Genomic DNA, 14,227 nt, shown 5'->3' with positions numbered 1-14,227 from the left:
GCCAAACGGGCGTTCGCGGTTCATTGCGCGCGGGAACCGCAAGGCGTAAGGGGACGCTCCGCTTTCTGAACCTCTGAAGGAGACCGCCATGGGCTATCGGGTGGCCGTGGTCGGCGCCACGGGCAATGTGGGCCGCGAGATGCTGAACATCCTGGAGGAAGTGAACTTCCCCGTGGACAAGATTCACGCGATCGCCAGCCGCCGGTCGATCGGCGTCGAGGTCTCGTTCGGCGAGCAGATCCTGAAATGCGAAGACGTCGAGCAATTCGACTTCTCGACCGTCGACGTCGTGCTGATGAGCGTCTCGGGCTCGTTCTCCAAGGAATGGTCGCCGAAGATCGGCGCCGCCGGCCCGATCGTCATCGACAACTCCTCGGCCTGGCGCATGGACCCCGACGTGCCGCTGATCGTGCCGGAAGTGAACCCGGACGACGTCGCCTACGCCGGCAAGAAGAACATCATCGCCAACCCGAACTGCTCGACCGCCCAGCTGGTCGTGGCGCTGAAGCCGCTGCATGACCGTGCGCGCATCAAGCGGGTGGTGGTCTCGACCTATCAGTCGGTCTCCGGCGCCGGCAAGGAAGGCATGGACGAGCTCTGGGACCAGACCAAGGGCGTCTTCGTTCTCGGCGCGCCCGAGCCCAAGAAGTTCCCCAAGCAGATCGCCTTCAACGTCATCCCGTTCATCGGCGCCTTCGGCGACGACGGCTACACCGACGAAGAAGCCAAGATGTGGAACGAGACCCACAAGATGATCGACCCGTCGATCGCCCTGACGGTCACCTGCGTGCGCGTGCCGGTCATGGTCGGCCACTCCGAGAGCGTGAACATCGAGTTCCACGACCCGCTCGACGAGGACGAGGCCCGCGACCTGCTGCGCGAGAGCCCCGGCCTGATCGTCATCGATCAGCGCAACGACAAGGGCTACATCACCCCCAAGGAGGCCCAGGGCGAGTTCCCGGTCTTCGTGTCGCGCATCCGCAAGGACCCGACCGTCGAAAACGGCCTCAACCTCTGGGTCGTGGCTGACAACCTGCGCAAGGGCGCGGCGCTGAACGCGGTGCAGATCGCCGAACTGCTGCACGAGCGCGGCCTGCTGAAGAGCAAGACCGCCGCCTAACCCGCCTCTAGGCGGCCATGCCGAGCTGGTGGATCAGGCTTCGCACCTGGTCCATCCGCTCTGGATTGGCCGCCAGCTCGGCCCGCGTCTCTTCCTGGCGGACCAGACGCATGGCCTCCTGACGCGCCCGGTCGGCCGCCGGGCCGGCTGGGGCGGTCTCGCCCGCGGCGAGCCTCAACAGCAACAACAGCTTCTGGGCCGGCGAGGCCGGAGTCTTGGCCAGGGTCGGCACCAGCCGCGCATCGGCCTCCACCAGGCCGCCGACGTCGCCGATCTTGGCCTGGATGGGAACGTAGTCTTCAGCCGCCAGCCCGCCGCGCGCCACCGCCCGTTGCAGCGCCGCCAGCTTTTGCAGCTTCACCGCCGCGGTGTCGGGACCGTAGCGGAATTCCTTCTCGAACCGCAGGGCCGAGACGCCCGCCGCCAGGTAGCGGCCGGCCTGGCGCTTGTTGGCGCCGCCGATCACGTTCTCGACCAGCCACACCAGAGCCTCGATCTCCTCGCGGGCGGTGCGCTCGCCGCCGCCGAGATAGGCCTCGACGAAGTCGCTGGTGACCAGCATGCGCGAGCGCTGGACGAAGGCGGACTGTACGTCGTCGACGTTCAGCAGCGCCCCGGCCGCGGCCGCAGCGGTCAGGGTCATGGCCAGGCCGCGCATCACCTCGATCTCGCCCGAGGCGTCCGAGGGGCGCAGCCGGCGCGGGCCGTTCAGCTCGCGGACCACCCGCTTGGCGATGGCGACGCGGACGCTGGCGAAGTCGTCGGCCGCCAGCCACTTGGACAGCCGCGTGGCGGCCTCCGACAGCGGCGGCATCATCTTGGCGACCGACGGTTCGGCGCGGATCAGGGCGTCGACCGTGTCGCAGGCCGCCAGCCGGGTCATCGCCGCCAGCTGGCCGCCCAGGTCGAGGTCCTGGCCGATGATGTTGTCCAGCCCCGACTTCGAGCCGAGGATCTCGGCCAGCGGCTGTTCGACGGTCTGCAGCGCCAGGCCGCGCGGCGGCCCGGTCACCGGGGCGGCGTCGGCGAGGTCCAGCAGGCGCGAGACCTTCTCCGACCACGAACGGGCCGGCGCGATCGAGGCCGCGACGCCGGCGCCCAGCAGGTAGGCCCGCTCCGGATCGTGGCTGACCCGTTCGGCGGCGCGGGCGAAGCCTTCCTTGTCGAGATTGGGCATGCCGCCGCGGCGGCAATCCTTGAGCAGCCGGTCGATGGCGCGCTCGACGAGGCTCGAGAAGGTGCGGATCAGTTCGTGGACGGTCAGTCCGCGGGCCTGGGCCTCCGGGATCGCGACCTTCTGGATCGCATGCTGCAGGTCGGTGCCCGACGCCTCAAGCTCTTCGACCAGGTCGGGACGGTGCAACAGCTCGAACGGCGTGGCCCCCTTACGCTCCAGCCAGCCCTCCAGCAGCCGCCCGATCCGCTCGCGGGCGTGGACGGTGTAGAGGTCCTGCGGGCTGACGCAGAGGGGATCCTGGTTCTCGACGACCTTCTTTTTCTTCGGCGCCTCGGCGACGCCGAGGTTGAGGATCGTCACCGACTGGAACTCGCGGGTGTCCGGATCGAGGGTTTCTTTGGTGACTCGGACCGCGGCGACCCGTCCCTCGGCCATCAGCTCCTCGGCGACCGAGACCGCAGCCGTGCGGCTCTCCGTGGCCATGTCGAGCTTCCACGCCGCGCCCGGGGCCCGCCGAATGAAGACTTCGTAATGGACTTGCTGGCCGGCCACGAGAGATCCCCTTCCCGGACAGCATGCGCCAACAAGCTTAATACCGTTTTATCATAAGGGATTGCTGCGTCTCGCCGTGGCCTTCGCGCCGAGGGAACCGGCGGGCCGGTCGCCGGCTTCCCTGTTGTCGGGGCCGCCGCCTTCCGTGCGGCGCCCCATTGAGGACACGCTGGCGGGCCATTAGCTTGCCAAGCTTCGCTGAAGGATACGACGAGACCTATGGCCAAGATCACCCTGGTGGACGACGACGAGAACATCGTCACGTCGGTCAGCCTCGCCCTCGAAAGCCACGGCCACGAGGTTAAGGCGTATTTCGACGGCGCCTCGGGTCTAGCGGCCCTGGAGAACGATCCCCCGGACCTGGCGATCCTCGACGTCAAGATGCCGCGCATGGACGGCATGGAGGTGCTGCGCCGGCTGCGGCGGACCTCGGACCTGCCGGTGATCATCCTGACCTCCAAGGACGAGGAGATCGACGAGATCCTCGGCTTCAACCTTGGGGCCGACGACTACATGCATAAGCCGTTCAGCCAGCGCTTGCTGATCGAACGGGTGAAGGCGGTGCTGCGCCGGGCCGGGGTCGAGGGCGAGGAGCCCGCCGTCGCCGCGGCCGCCAACGGCAACGGGGAGTCGCAGTCGCGCGCCCTGAAGCGCGGCAAGCTGACCCTGGACCCCGCCCGCCATGACTGCCTGTGGGACGGCAAGCCGGTGAAGCTCACCGTCACCGAATTCCTGCTGCTGCAGTCGCTGGCCCAGCGCCCCGGGTTCGTGAAGAGCCGCGACAACCTGATGGACGCGGCCTACGACGATCAGGTCTATGTCGACGACCGCACCATCGACAGCCATATCAAGCGGATGCGAAAGAAGTTCCGCGAAGTCGACCCGGAGTTCGACGCGATCGAAACCCTCTATGGCGTCGGATACAGATACCGCGAAGCCTGACCCGAAGCGGACGGCCCGCAAACCGCGGCCGCCGCCCTCCGGGCCCTCGTTCTTCAGTTGGCTGCCAGGCTCGCGCCTGGGGCGCTTCATCATCCTGCTCAACGTTCTGGGCCTGGCGATCATCATCGCCGGGTCGCTGCTGCTCAACGAACTGCGCCGCGGCCTGGTCGGCGCACGCATCGACAGCCTGACCACCCAGGGCGAGCTGATCGTCAACGTGATCAACCGCGCCGCCACCGTCGGCGAGCCGACGCCCGAGCTCGACGCCCAGGCGGCCAGCGAAATCCTGCAGATGCTGTCCAACCCGCGCTCGCAGCGGGCCCGGTTGTTCGACGCCCAGGGCAACCTGATCGCCGACAGCTACTGGGTCGCCGACCGGGTCGAATGGAAGGTGCTGCCCCCGGCCCGCCCACGCGAGGACCAGCGCGGCCTGGCCCTCGACCTCAAGCTCGGCCGTCCGCCGCCGCCGCCGGCCCCGGCCGCCCAGCGCGCGCTGATGATGGAGGTCGGCCAGGCGCTGCGCGGCGTTCACTGGGCCGGCATGCGCACCGCCGAGGACGGCGAGCGCGTGGTCTCGGTATCGATCCCGATCCAGCACGTCCAGGCCGTGCTCGGGGTCCTGACCCTGGAGGCCAGCGACGTTGACGAGATCATCCGCGCCGAGCGCCAGGCTCTCGCCCCGTTCATCCTGATCGCGATCTTCGTGACCCTGGTCTCGTCGCTGCTGCTGAACAACCTGATCGCCCAGCCGGTGCGGATGCTCGCGCGCGCCGCCGACCGCGTGCGGCTGTCGCGGGCCCGGTCGATCTCGTTGCCGCAGCTGGCCCGCCGCGACGACGAGCTCGGCGACCTGACCCGCTCGCTCGAGGACATGACCGACGCCCTGTCCGAGCGGATGGACGCCATCGAGCGGTTCGCCGCCGACGTCGCCCACGAGATCAAGAACCCGCTGACCTCGCTGCGCTCGGCGGTCGAGACCCTCGACCTGGTCAAGGATCCCGCCGCCCGCGACCGGCTGATGGCGATCCTCAAGAACGATATCCAGCGGCTCGACCGGCTGGTGACCGACATCTCCAACGCCTCGCGCCTGGACGCCGAGCTTTCGCGCGAGGACCTGCGCCCGCTCGACCTCGGCCGGCTGATCGGCGAGGTCGCCCAGCTCTATCAGGACACCGCCAAGCCCGGCGACGTGGCCGTCGCCTACGCCGCGCCCGACACCCTGGAGCCGATCATGGTCTCGGGCCGCGAGGGCCCGCTCGGCCAGCTGCTGCGCAACCTGATCGACAACGCCCGCTCGTTCAGCCCCCCGGGCGGCGAGGTGCGCGTGCAGCTGGAGCGCGGCCGCGGCCAGGCGGTGCTGACCGTCGACGACGACGGCCCCGGTATTCCGCCCGACAACCTCGAGACCATCTTCCAGCGGTTCTACACCTCGCGGCCCAAGGGCGCGGCGTTTGGCGGCAATTCGGGCCTCGGCCTGTCGATCGCCCGCCAGATCGCCGCGGCCCAGGGCGGGTCGATCCGCGCCGAGAACCGCACCGGCCCCGACGGCGCGGTCGAGGGCGCCCGCTTCATCGTCACCCTGCCCGAGGCACGGCGATGATCCTCCATGCCGGCCTGCTGGCCGCCCATATGGACGGCGCCTGGCGCGGGGTCCTGATCGAGGGCCCCTCGGGGTCCGGCAAGAGCGATCTGGCCCTGCGCGCCCTGGACCACGGCTTCCGGCTGGTCGCAGACGACCGGGTCGTGCTGTGGGCCTGCGAGGGCGCGCTCTATGGCCGCGCCCCCGACACGCTCGCCGGTCTGATCGAGGTCCGCGGCCTCGGGGTGCTGCGCGAGCCCGCCCTTCCCTTTTGCCGCATTGCCTTGGCGGTCGCCTGCGAGCAGCATGAGCGGATGCCCGAGCCGGCTTTCAAGGAATACGTCGGGTTGAGTATCCCGTCGCTTTCACTTCAGGCGCTAGAGTCATCCGCGCCCGCGAAACTTCGTCGCGCACTGCAACATCTTGGAGCTTGGCCGGATAAAGCGTATCTAGACGCCCTCGCGGTCGGCGTATCGCCGCGGCCGGGTGGGGATTCCCGTTGAGAGAGTTGGCATGATCGGGCTCGTGATCGTTACGCACGGGCGGCTGGCCGAGGAATTCGTCTTCGCCATGGAGCATGTGGTGGGGCCGCAGGCTGCGGTCGCGTCCATCTGCATTGGGCCGGAGGACGACATGGAAAAGCGCCGCAAGGACATCCTGGCGGCGTGCGAGGCCGTCGATTCCGGTTCCGGCGTCATCCTGCTGACCGACATGTTCGGCGGCACGCCCTCGAACCTGGCCATTTCGGTGATGGAGCAGACCAAGGCCGAGGTCATCGCCGGCCTCAACCTGCCCATGCTGATCAAGCTGGCCTCGGTTCGCACGCGCCAATCGCTTGAGGACTGCGTGGCCTGCGCCCAGGAGGCCGGCCGCAAGTACATCTCCGTGGCGTCCTACGTGCTGGCCGGCGAAAAATGAGCGCCTCGCGGACCGTCGAGATCGTCAACAAGCGCGGTCTGCACGCACGGGCTTCGGCCAAGTTCGTCAAGCTGGCCGCCACCTTCGACGCCGAGGTCAAGGTCGCCAAGGACGGGTCCAGCGTCGACGCCCGCTCGATCATGGGCCTGATGATGCTGGCCGCCGGCCCCGGCTGCTGCATCGACATCCAGGCCGAGGGCAACGAGGCCGCCCCCGCGGTCGAGGCCCTGGCCGCGCTGGTCGCCGCCCGCTTCGACGAGGACGAATAGGAACGGCCCGCCGCGCCGCGGGCCGCTCCAAAGTCGCCAGACGTCCTACAAGTTACACAAGTTGATCACTTGCGGACGATGACCAGCTCGGTCCGCCGGTTCTTGGCGCGCCCCTCCTCGGTGGCGTTGTCGGCGATCGGGTCGGCCTCGCCCATGCCGGCCGTCTCGATCCGCTCGCCGGCGATGCCTTGGGCCGACAGCTCTTTCTTCACCGTCGCGGCGCGGGCGTCGGACAGCGTCTTGTTGGCCGCCGGATCGCCCTGGTTGTCGGTGTAGCCGACCACCCGCCCGCGAACATTCGGATAGGCCTTCAGGATCAGGACGAGGGTGTCGATCGTCGGCTTGCTCTCCGGCGTCAGGGCGTTTGAGGCGGTGTCATAGTTGAGGTTGTCGAACACGAAGGTCTTGGGCGCCGCCTCGTTGGACTCGAGGAACTTGGTCACCCCGTAGCCGATCGAGGTCGGCAGCACGGTGATGGTCGCCCCGCCCGGCAGGGTCAGGGTCTCGGGCGCCGCCGCGACCGGCGCCGGCGCGGGAACCACCTCGGTCTTGACCGGCGGCGGCGGGGCCTCGACCTGCTTGGCGCCGCAGTTGCGCAGACCGAAGATCAGCGCCAGCACCACCGCCGCGGCGATCAGCCAGGGCAGGATCTTGCCGAAGCCGCCGCCCCCGCTCGCGGTCGCCGCGCGGGCGCCCTGCGTCGCCCCGCCGAAGCCGAACAGCGCGCCGAGCCCGGGCGGCAGCGCGCCGAGAATGCTGGCCCGCTGGTCCGACAGCAGCGACTGGACGCCCGAGGCGGTCGGGGCGCCGCCGAGCGCCTTGCCGATCGCCCCCAGCACGAGCGGCGCGGCGAGCGAGAGCAGTTGCGTGGCCGACCCAGCCTTGACGCCGGCGAAGCTGGCCAGGCCGTTGGTCGCCGCCCCGGCGTTGGCGCCGAGCAGGCTGTCGGATAGCGTCTTGCCCTGGCTGAGCAGCCCGGCCCGCGCCGTGTCGTCGCCGAGCAGCGCCGGCAACCGGTCGAGCGGGTTGCCGCCGCCGGTCGCCTGGCTGATCAGGCTGAGCAGGCCGGTCGCGCCGCTGCTGGTCGAACTTTGCTGGAGCGCCGCGGCGAGCAGGGCCGGCGCCGCCGCCGACACGCCCTTGCTCACCGAGCCCGACGATTCTCCAAGTACGCTGGACAGCTTGCCGATCATGTCCGGCGACAGGGCGCCGATCACAGTCTGAACGAGGTTGGTCACGACAGATCTCCCGCAGGGTGGGATCGCGGGCCGCTCAGCGCAAGTCACGCACTCAAGCCGTACTCGATCCCCCCAGACAGGCCCCGCGCTGCGCGGACACGTCCGACAAATGGTAGAAAGCCGAACTGTCTACACACGATCGGATCGCCCGCGATAGTTGCGTAGATACCCGATAGGCGTTCTCGGTCGGAACCCGGGCTCAGGTTTTCAGCTTGTAGCCAGTGCGGAAGATGGCCCAGATCGCCGCCAGGCAGACCAGCACGAAGCCGAAGGTCGCCCCCAGGCTGACGCCGACGTCGACGTCCGAAATCCCGTAGAAGCTCCAGCGGAAACCGGAGATCAGATAGACCACCGGGTTGAACAGGGTGATCTTCTGCCAGAGCTCGGGCAGCATGCTGATCGAGTAGAAGCTGCCTCCCAGGAAGGCCAGCGGCGTGACGATCATCATCGGCACGATCTGCAGCTTCTCCCAGCCGTCGGCCCAGACCCCGATCACGAAGCCGAGCAGGCTGAAGGCGACCGAGGTCAGCACCAGGAAGCCGATCATCCAGAACGGGTGCAGGATGCTGAAGTCCACGAACAGGCGCGCGGTCGCCAGGATGATCAGCCCCAGGATCACCGACTTGGTCGCCGCCGCCCCGACATAGCCGACCACGATCTCGAAGGCTGAAATCGGCGCCGACAGCACCTCGTAGATCGTCCCCGAGAACTTCGGCATGTAGATCCCGAACGAGGCGTTCATGATGCTCTCGGTCAGGATCGACAGCATGATCAGGCCCGGCACGATGAAGGCGCCGTAGCTGACCCCCTCGATCTCGACCATCCGCGAGCCGATCGCCGATCCGAACACAATGAAATAGAGCGAGGTCGAGATCACCGGCGAGGCGATCGACTGCATCAGCGTGCGCCAGGTCCGCGCCAGCTCGAAGACATAGATGGCCTTGATGGCGTGCAGGTTCATGGCCGGCCCCTCACCAGGCTGACGAAGATCTCCTCCAGCGAGCTTTCCTCGGTCCGGAGGTCCTTGAAGTCGACGCCGGCGGCGCTGAGCCGCCGCAACAGGCCGGCGATGCCGGTGTCCTCGCTCTGGGCGTCGAAGGTATAGACCAACTCGGCCCCGCCATTGGCGAGTTCCAGCTGATAGTCCGAAAGGTCGGCCGGCAGGGCGCTCAACGGCTCCTGCAGGTGCAGCGTCAGCTGCTTCTTGCCCAGCTTGCGCATGAGCACGTCCTTGTCCTCGACCAGAATGATCTGCCCCTTGCTGATCACCCCGATCCGGTCGGCCATTTCCTCGGCCTCCTCGATGTAGTGGGTGGTCAGGATGATGGTGACGCCGCTCTCGCGCAGCCCGCGCACCATCTCCCACATGTCGCGACGCAGCTCGACGTCGACCCCCGCGGTCGGCTCGTCGAGGAACAGGATGCGCGGCTCGTGGGACAGCGCCTTGGCGATCATCACCCGGCGCTTCATGCCGCCGGACAGCGCCATGATCTTCGAGTCCTTCTTGTCCCAAAGCGACAGGTCGCGAAGGATCTTCTCAAGATAGGCCGGATTGGGCGACTTGCCGAACAGCCCTCGGCTGAACTTCACCGTGTCCCAGACGCTCTCGAAGGCGTCGGTGGACAGCTCCTGCGGCACCAGGCCGATCTTGCCGCGGGCGGCGCGGTACTCGGTGATGATATCGTGACCGTCGGCGGTCACCTTGCCGCCGCTCGGGTTGACGATGCCGCAGATGATGCTGATCAGCGTCGTCTTGCCCGCGCCGTTCGGGCCCAGCAGGGCGAAGATCTCGCCCTGCCGGATCTCCAGGTCGACGGATTTGAGGGCCTGGAAGCCCCCGGCATAGGTCTTGGACAGACCAGCTACGGAAATGATCGGCTGCACGCAGGCTCCTGTCAGGGCGGCGTCACCCAGATAGGCGGGCGCCAACGCTCCAGCTAGTCCGAAGGACGCACGGACCTGTCAGCAGCCGACAGTCGTCCCCGACTAATTCGCCGCCATGGTCATCGGCCGCAGGCCGAGGTCGGCCATGAGCGCAGCGTCGGTGTCCTTGTCGGGGTTGGCGGTGGTGAGCAGCTTGCCGCCGATGAACATCGAGTTGGCGCCGGCCAGGAAGCAGAGCGCCTGCAGTTCTCTGGACATGTGCTCGCGGCCGGCCGAGAGCCGCACCACGGTCTTGGGGCAGACGATGCGGGCCACCGCGATCATCCGCACGAACTCCAGCGGGTCGACCGCCTCGGAATCGCCCAGCGGGGTGCCGGGGATCGGCATCAGGTCGTTGATCGGCAGCGAGTTCGGATGCTCAGGCAAGGTGGCCAGGGCATGCAGCAAGCCGGCGCGGTCGGCCCGCGTCTCGCCCATGCCGACGATCCCGCCGCAGCAGGTCGACATGCCGACCGAGCGCACCGCTTCGAGGGTGTCGAGCCGGTCCTGATAGGTGCGGGTGGTGACCACCTGGTCGTAATAGGCCGGCCCGGTGTCGAGGTTGTGGTTGTAGTAGTCGAGACCGGCGTCCTTCAGCGACTGGGCCTGGTCGCGGGTCAGCATGCCCAGGGTGGCGCAGGTCTCCAGCCCGAGCGCCTTCACGCCCGAGATCATCGCCGCCACCTTCGGCACGTCGCGGTCCTTCAGGTCGCGCCAGGCCGCGCCCATGCAGAAGCGCTGGGCCCCGCCGGCCTTGGCCTCCATCGCCGCGGCGATCACCGTCGTGGCGTCCATCAGCTTGCCGGCCTTCACGCCGGTGTCGAAGTGCTGGCTCTGGCTGCAATAGCCGCAGTTCTCGGCGCAGCCGCCGGTCTTGACGCTGAGCAGCTGCGACAGCTGTACCTCGCTCGGATCGAACCAGGCCCGGTGCACGGCCGCGGCCTGGAACACCAGCTCCATGAACGGCAGCTCGAACAGCGCCTCAACTTCCGCCGGCGTCCAGTCGTGACGCGGCTCTGCGGGATCGACAGGACGGAAACCTTGAGCGATTGGAGCGTTCATGGGGGAGTCTCCTCGAGCGAACGGGCGCCGACTTCGGCCGCCTGCAATCAGGGCGACGAACCGCGCGGGGTCGGGAGCGTGTAGCGCATGAGCGCGGGTGAAGACGAGATCGAGTTGAAATTCCTCTGCGAGCCGGCCGACCTGGCCGTCGTGCTCGCCGCCGCGCCGCACGGCGAAACCCATGAAAAGGCTCTGGTTTCCACCTACTACGACACGCCCCAGGGCGATCTGCGCAAGGCGCGGATTTCGCTGCGCATCCGCGAGGGCGGCGGCAAGCGGGTGCAGACCCTAAAGCGCGGCGACGGATTCGCCCGCGAGGAACACGAACAGGCGATCACCACCGACGGCCTCGACCTCGGCTTCCCGGCGCTGAAGGACGCCCTGCCGCCGGCCAAGCGCAAGACGCTGTCGCCGATCTTCACCGTCCGGGTCGTCCGCCGCCAGCGAACCTTCGAGTTCGGCGGCTCGTCGATCGAGCTGGCGGTCGACGAGGGCGAGGTGCAGGCCGGCGAGCGCGCCCGGCGCATCAGCGAGGTCGAACTGGAGCTGAAGGGCGGCGATTGCCGGCCGCTGTTCGACCTGGCCCGCGAGCTGTCGCGGACCGCGCCGCTTTACCTGTCGTTCGACGGCAAGGCGACCCAGGGCCAGGGGCTGATCGACGGCTCCGACCGCTCGCCGCGCCGCCACGACAAGGCCCCGCTGGCCCGCGGCCTGACCGCGGCCGGGGCCTTCCAGGCCATCGCCCGCAACACCCTGGTGCAGATCGCCGCCAACGGCGTGGTGCTGCGCGAAGCCGACAGCGTCGAGGCCGTGCACCAGCTACGGGTGGCCGTGCGCCGCCTGCGCAGCGCCGTCTCCACGTTCTCCGACGTCGCCGACGACGACCATGCTGAGGCGATCAAGGCCGAGCTGAAGTGGCTGGCCGGGGCCTGCGACGAGGCCCGCGACCTCGATGTCTTCGCCGAGAGCGCCGCGGCGCTGGTCGACCCGACCCTCGATCTCTCGGCCCTGGCCCCGATGGTCGAGGCCGCCCGCGCCCGGGCCCACGCCAAGGCCTGCGCCGCCGTCGCCTCCGGGCGCTTCCGCGACCTGGTGCTCGACACCACCGCCTGGGTGGAGACCGGCGCCTGGCTGTCGATGGGCGGCAAGGCTCACGCCAAGCGCCGTGACATGGACGCCCACCGCTTCGCCGCCAAGGCGCTGGACCGCCGGCGCAAGCGGCTGCTGAAGCTCGCCGGCGACCTCAAGGGCGTCGATGATCAGGCCCGCCACGACGCGCGCATCGCCGCCAAGAAGCTGCGCTACGCGGCCGAGGCTTTCGCCCCGCTGTTCGACGCCGACGCCAGGCCGTTCATCAAGTCGGTCAAGCGGCTGCAGGAAGAGCTCGGCGCCCTGAACGACGCAGCCGTCGCCGCCGAGCTGGTCGCGAGAATGCGGCTCAAGGGCGCCGCCCTGGCCGCGGCGCGGACGCTGCTGGCGGCGCGCGAGGCGGCCAAGCCCAAGAGCGTCAAGGGCGCGGTCAAGGCCATGGAGCGGCTGGTCGGCAGCCCGCCATTCTGGGTCATATAAAGGTTTCTTTATGTGATTTCTTGCTGATCTGGCGGCCGGCGGCTATAGAGCCGACAATCACACTCTCCGACAGGACCGCCCGATGACCGACTATGTCGTGAAAGACATCACCCTGGCCGACTTCGGTCGCAAGGAAATCGCGATCGCCGAAACCGAGATGCCGGGCCTGATGGCCGTGCGCGCCGAGTTCGGCAAGGACCAACCGCTGAAGGGCGCCCGCATCGCCGGCTCCCTGCACATGACCATTCAGACCGCCGTGCTGATCCAGACCCTGGAAGCGCTCGGCGCCGAAGTGCGCTGGGCCTCGTGCAACATCTTCTCGACCCAGGACCACGCCGCCGCGGCCATCGCCGCCAACGGCACCCCGGTCTTCGCGATCAAGGGCGAGAACCTGGTCGAGTACTGGGAATACGCCCACCGCATCTTCGAATGGGCTGACGGCGGCTATCCGAACCTGATCCTCGACGACGGCGGCGACGCCACCCTGCTCTGCGTGCTCGGCCCGAAGGCCGAGAAGGACCCCTCGGTCCTGAACAACCCGCAGAACGAGGAAGAAGAAGCGCTTTACGCGGTGATGAAGCGCTACCTGAAGGAAAAGCCGGGCTTCTATTCGGCGATCCGCGACGCCATCGGCGGCGTGTCGGAAGAAACCACCACGGGCGTGCACCGCCTGTACCAGATGGCCGAGCGCGGCGAGCTGCCGTTCCCCGCCATCAACGTCAACGACAGCGTCACCAAGTCGAAGTTCGACAACCTCTACGGCTGCCGTGAGAGCCTGGTCGACGCCATCCGCCGCGGCACCGACGTCATGCTGTCGGGCAAGGTCGCGGTCGTGCTCGGCTACGGCGACGTCGGCAAGGGTTCGGCCGCTTCGCTGCGCAACGGCGGCGCCCGCGTCATCGTCACCGAAATCGACCCGATCTGCGCCCTGCAGGCGGCGATGGAGGGCTACGAGGTCCAGACCATGGAAGACGTCGCCGACAAGGCCGACATCTTCGTCACCGCCACCGGCAACAAGGACGTCCTGACGGTCGACCACATGCGCCGGATGCGCAACAACGCCATCGTCTGCAACATCGGCCACTTCGACTCTGAAATTCAGATCGCCGGCCTGCGCAACTTCAAGTGGGACGAGATCAAGCCGCAGGTCCACCATGTGGAATTCCCGGACGGCAAGAAGATCATCGTGCTGTCGGAAGGCCGCCTGGTGAACCTCGGCAACGCCACCGGCCACCCCTCGTTCGTGATGAGCGCCAGCTTCACCAACCAGACCCTGGCCCAGATCGAACTGTGGACCAACAAGGCCAAGTACGAGACCAAGGTCTACACCCTGCCCAAGCACCTCGACGAGAAGGTCGCCTTCCTGCACCTGGAGAAGCTGGGCGCCAAGCTGACCACCCTCTCCAAGGACCAGGCCGACTACATCGGCGTGCCGGCCGCCGGCCCGTTCAAGCCGGATCACTACCGCTACTGATTACGTCGGCGCCCGGACTTCGGCCATGCCAGCCGAAGTCCGGGACGCTGCGACCTACTCCGCCGCGATCGCCGCCGCGGGCAACGGCGAGATCGCCCGGCTCGGACGCCCGTCGACCGAGACAGGGACGTCGCCGTTCAGGGTGACGCGGCGCATGACGCGCTGCTGGTCGCCATAGTCGTCGACCGCATAGTGCTGGGTCGCGCGATTGTCCCAGATGGCCACGTCGCCCGCCCGCGCTGCGCTTCCCGAACGTCTCGCCGTCGTTCGTCGCTCCGCCGCTGCGCGCGGCCTCCTAACCCAGCGTCCGCCAGGCGACATAGGCCGCGGTCGCCAGCACCATCAGCGCGAACGCCCGGCGGGCGCTCGCCGCGTGGCCCGCCAGCCGGGCGGCGAGCGGCCCG

At 68.5% G+C, this 14,227-nt stretch carries 14 protein-coding genes; 8 read left to right on the top strand and 6 right to left on the bottom strand.

Annotated features, from left to right (window positions below; all coding sequences use genetic code 11):
* Positions 1 to 88: 88 nt before the first annotated feature.
* The gene (locus OUA97_RS19875; protein ID WP_183770747.1) at positions 89 to 1,120 is read left to right on the top strand and encodes an aspartate-semialdehyde dehydrogenase; all 1,032 of its coding nucleotides are present in this window, start codon (positions 89 to 91) and stop codon (positions 1,118 to 1,120) included.
* Positions 1,121 to 1,127: 7 nt separating this feature from the next.
* On the opposite strand, the gene OUA97_RS19870 is transcribed toward OUA97_RS19875, so the two are convergent.
* The gene (locus OUA97_RS19870) at positions 1,128 to 2,849 is read right to left on the bottom strand and encodes a hypothetical protein (RefSeq protein WP_267233770.1); all 1,722 of its coding nucleotides are present in this window, start codon (positions 2,847 to 2,849) and stop codon (positions 1,128 to 1,130) included.
* A gap of 219 nt (positions 2,850 to 3,068) precedes the next feature.
* Here OUA97_RS19870 and OUA97_RS19865 point away from each other — a divergent pair, with 219 nt between their 5' ends.
* From OUA97_RS19865 to OUA97_RS19845, 5 genes are read left to right on the top strand one after another with little or no spacing between them, the layout of a single operon-like run.
* Positions 3,069 to 3,791, top strand: coding sequence for a response regulator transcription factor (locus OUA97_RS19865; protein WP_267233769.1), 723 nt, complete (start codon positions 3,069 to 3,071; stop codon positions 3,789 to 3,791).
* Positions 3,760 to 5,391, top strand: coding sequence for a stimulus-sensing domain-containing protein (locus tag OUA97_RS19860; RefSeq protein WP_267233767.1), 1,632 nt, complete (start codon positions 3,760 to 3,762; stop codon positions 5,389 to 5,391). The genes OUA97_RS19865 and OUA97_RS19860 overlap by 32 nt, the downstream gene beginning before the upstream one ends.
* Positions 5,388 to 5,873, top strand: a complete 486-nt coding sequence (locus OUA97_RS19855; RefSeq protein WP_267233766.1) for an HPr kinase/phosphorylase — start codon at positions 5,388 to 5,390, stop codon at positions 5,871 to 5,873. The genes OUA97_RS19860 and OUA97_RS19855 overlap by 4 nt, the downstream gene beginning before the upstream one ends.
* Before the next feature lie 10 nt (positions 5,874 to 5,883).
* Complete coding sequence (locus OUA97_RS19850; RefSeq protein ID WP_267233765.1) at positions 5,884 to 6,288, top strand: PTS sugar transporter subunit IIA; 405 nt, start codon at positions 5,884 to 5,886, stop codon at positions 6,286 to 6,288.
* Positions 6,285 to 6,557 carry an HPr family phosphocarrier protein gene (locus tag OUA97_RS19845; RefSeq protein ID WP_267233764.1) on the top strand — a complete coding sequence of 91 codons (273 nt, stop codon included), beginning with the start codon at positions 6,285 to 6,287 and terminating at the stop codon, positions 6,555 to 6,557. Before OUA97_RS19850 ends, OUA97_RS19845 begins: the two co-directional genes overlap by 4 nt.
* Positions 6,558 to 6,622: 65 nt before the next feature.
* On the opposite strand, the gene OUA97_RS19840 is transcribed toward OUA97_RS19845, so the two are convergent.
* The 4 genes from OUA97_RS19840 to bioB form a co-directional block, all read right to left on the bottom strand.
* The gene (locus tag OUA97_RS19840; protein WP_267233763.1) at positions 6,623 to 7,795 is read right to left on the bottom strand and encodes an OmpA family protein; all 1,173 of its coding nucleotides are present in this window, start codon (positions 7,793 to 7,795) and stop codon (positions 6,623 to 6,625) included.
* 199 nt (positions 7,796 to 7,994) lie between these two features.
* Positions 7,995 to 8,756 carry an ABC transporter permease gene (locus OUA97_RS19835; RefSeq protein WP_267233762.1) on the bottom strand — a complete coding sequence of 254 codons (762 nt, stop codon included), beginning with the start codon at positions 8,754 to 8,756 and terminating at the stop codon, positions 7,995 to 7,997.
* Positions 8,753 to 9,694: an ABC transporter ATP-binding protein gene (locus OUA97_RS19830; protein WP_416362446.1), complete on the bottom strand. Its 942-nt coding sequence runs from the start codon at positions 9,692 to 9,694 to the stop codon at positions 8,753 to 8,755. The genes OUA97_RS19835 and OUA97_RS19830 overlap by 4 nt, the downstream gene beginning before the upstream one ends.
* An 87-nt stretch (positions 9,695 to 9,781) precedes the next feature.
* Positions 9,782 to 10,780: a biotin synthase BioB gene (gene bioB / locus OUA97_RS19825; RefSeq protein WP_267233760.1), complete on the bottom strand. Its 999-nt coding sequence runs from the start codon at positions 10,778 to 10,780 to the stop codon at positions 9,782 to 9,784.
* An 87-nt stretch (positions 10,781 to 10,867) separates the two neighbouring features.
* Here bioB and OUA97_RS19820 point away from each other — a divergent pair, with 87 nt between their 5' ends.
* On the top strand, positions 10,868 to 12,349 hold the full coding sequence (locus OUA97_RS19820) for a CHAD domain-containing protein (RefSeq protein WP_267233759.1): 1,482 nt from the start codon (positions 10,868 to 10,870) through the stop codon (positions 12,347 to 12,349).
* 82 nt (positions 12,350 to 12,431) lie between these two features.
* Positions 12,432 to 13,823: an adenosylhomocysteinase gene (gene ahcY / locus OUA97_RS19815; RefSeq protein WP_267233758.1), complete on the top strand. Its 1,392-nt coding sequence runs from the start codon at positions 12,432 to 12,434 to the stop codon at positions 13,821 to 13,823.
* Positions 13,824 to 13,877: 54 nt separating this feature from the next.
* On the opposite strand, the gene OUA97_RS19810 is transcribed toward ahcY, so the two are convergent.
* On the bottom strand, positions 13,878 to 14,048 hold the full coding sequence (locus OUA97_RS19810) for a hypothetical protein (RefSeq protein WP_323691027.1): 171 nt from the start codon (positions 14,046 to 14,048) through the stop codon (positions 13,878 to 13,880).
* Positions 14,049 to 14,227 lie beyond the last annotated feature (179 nt).

It is taken from the genome of Phenylobacterium sp. 58.2.17 (assembly GCF_026411515.1).
Lineage (GTDB): Bacteria > Pseudomonadota > Alphaproteobacteria > Caulobacterales > Caulobacteraceae > Phenylobacterium.
The sequence above is the reverse complement of the archived record's forward strand: the minus strand, read 5'-3'. Positions and strand labels throughout refer to the sequence as shown.

Excerpts from the sequence above, each read along its gene's own strand:
- OUA97_RS19875 (WP_183770747.1), top strand. The coding sequence starts at position 89 with ATGGGCTATCGGGTGGCCGTGGTCGGCGCCACGGGCAATGTGGGCCGC.
- OUA97_RS19865 (WP_267233769.1), top strand. The coding sequence starts at position 3,069 with ATGGCCAAGATCACCCTGGTGGACGACGACGAGAACATCGTCACGTCG.
- OUA97_RS19860 (WP_267233767.1), top strand. The coding sequence starts at position 3,760 with ATGGCGTCGGATACAGATACCGCGAAGCCTGACCCGAAGCGGACGGCC.
- OUA97_RS19855 (WP_267233766.1), top strand. The coding sequence starts at position 5,388 with ATGATCCTCCATGCCGGCCTGCTGGCCGCCCATATGGACGGCGCCTGG.
- OUA97_RS19850 (WP_267233765.1), top strand. The coding sequence starts at position 5,884 with ATGATCGGGCTCGTGATCGTTACGCACGGGCGGCTGGCCGAGGAATTC.
- OUA97_RS19845 (WP_267233764.1), top strand. The coding sequence starts at position 6,285 with ATGAGCGCCTCGCGGACCGTCGAGATCGTCAACAAGCGCGGTCTGCAC.
- OUA97_RS19835 (WP_267233762.1), bottom strand. The coding sequence starts at position 8,756 with ATGAACCTGCACGCCATCAAGGCCATCTATGTCTTCGAGCTGGCGCGG.
- bioB (WP_267233760.1), bottom strand. The coding sequence starts at position 10,780 with ATGAACGCTCCAATCGCTCAAGGTTTCCGTCCTGTCGATCCCGCAGAG.
- OUA97_RS19820 (WP_267233759.1), top strand. The coding sequence starts at position 10,868 with ATGAGCGCGGGTGAAGACGAGATCGAGTTGAAATTCCTCTGCGAGCCG.
- ahcY (WP_267233758.1), top strand. The coding sequence starts at position 12,432 with ATGACCGACTATGTCGTGAAAGACATCACCCTGGCCGACTTCGGTCGC.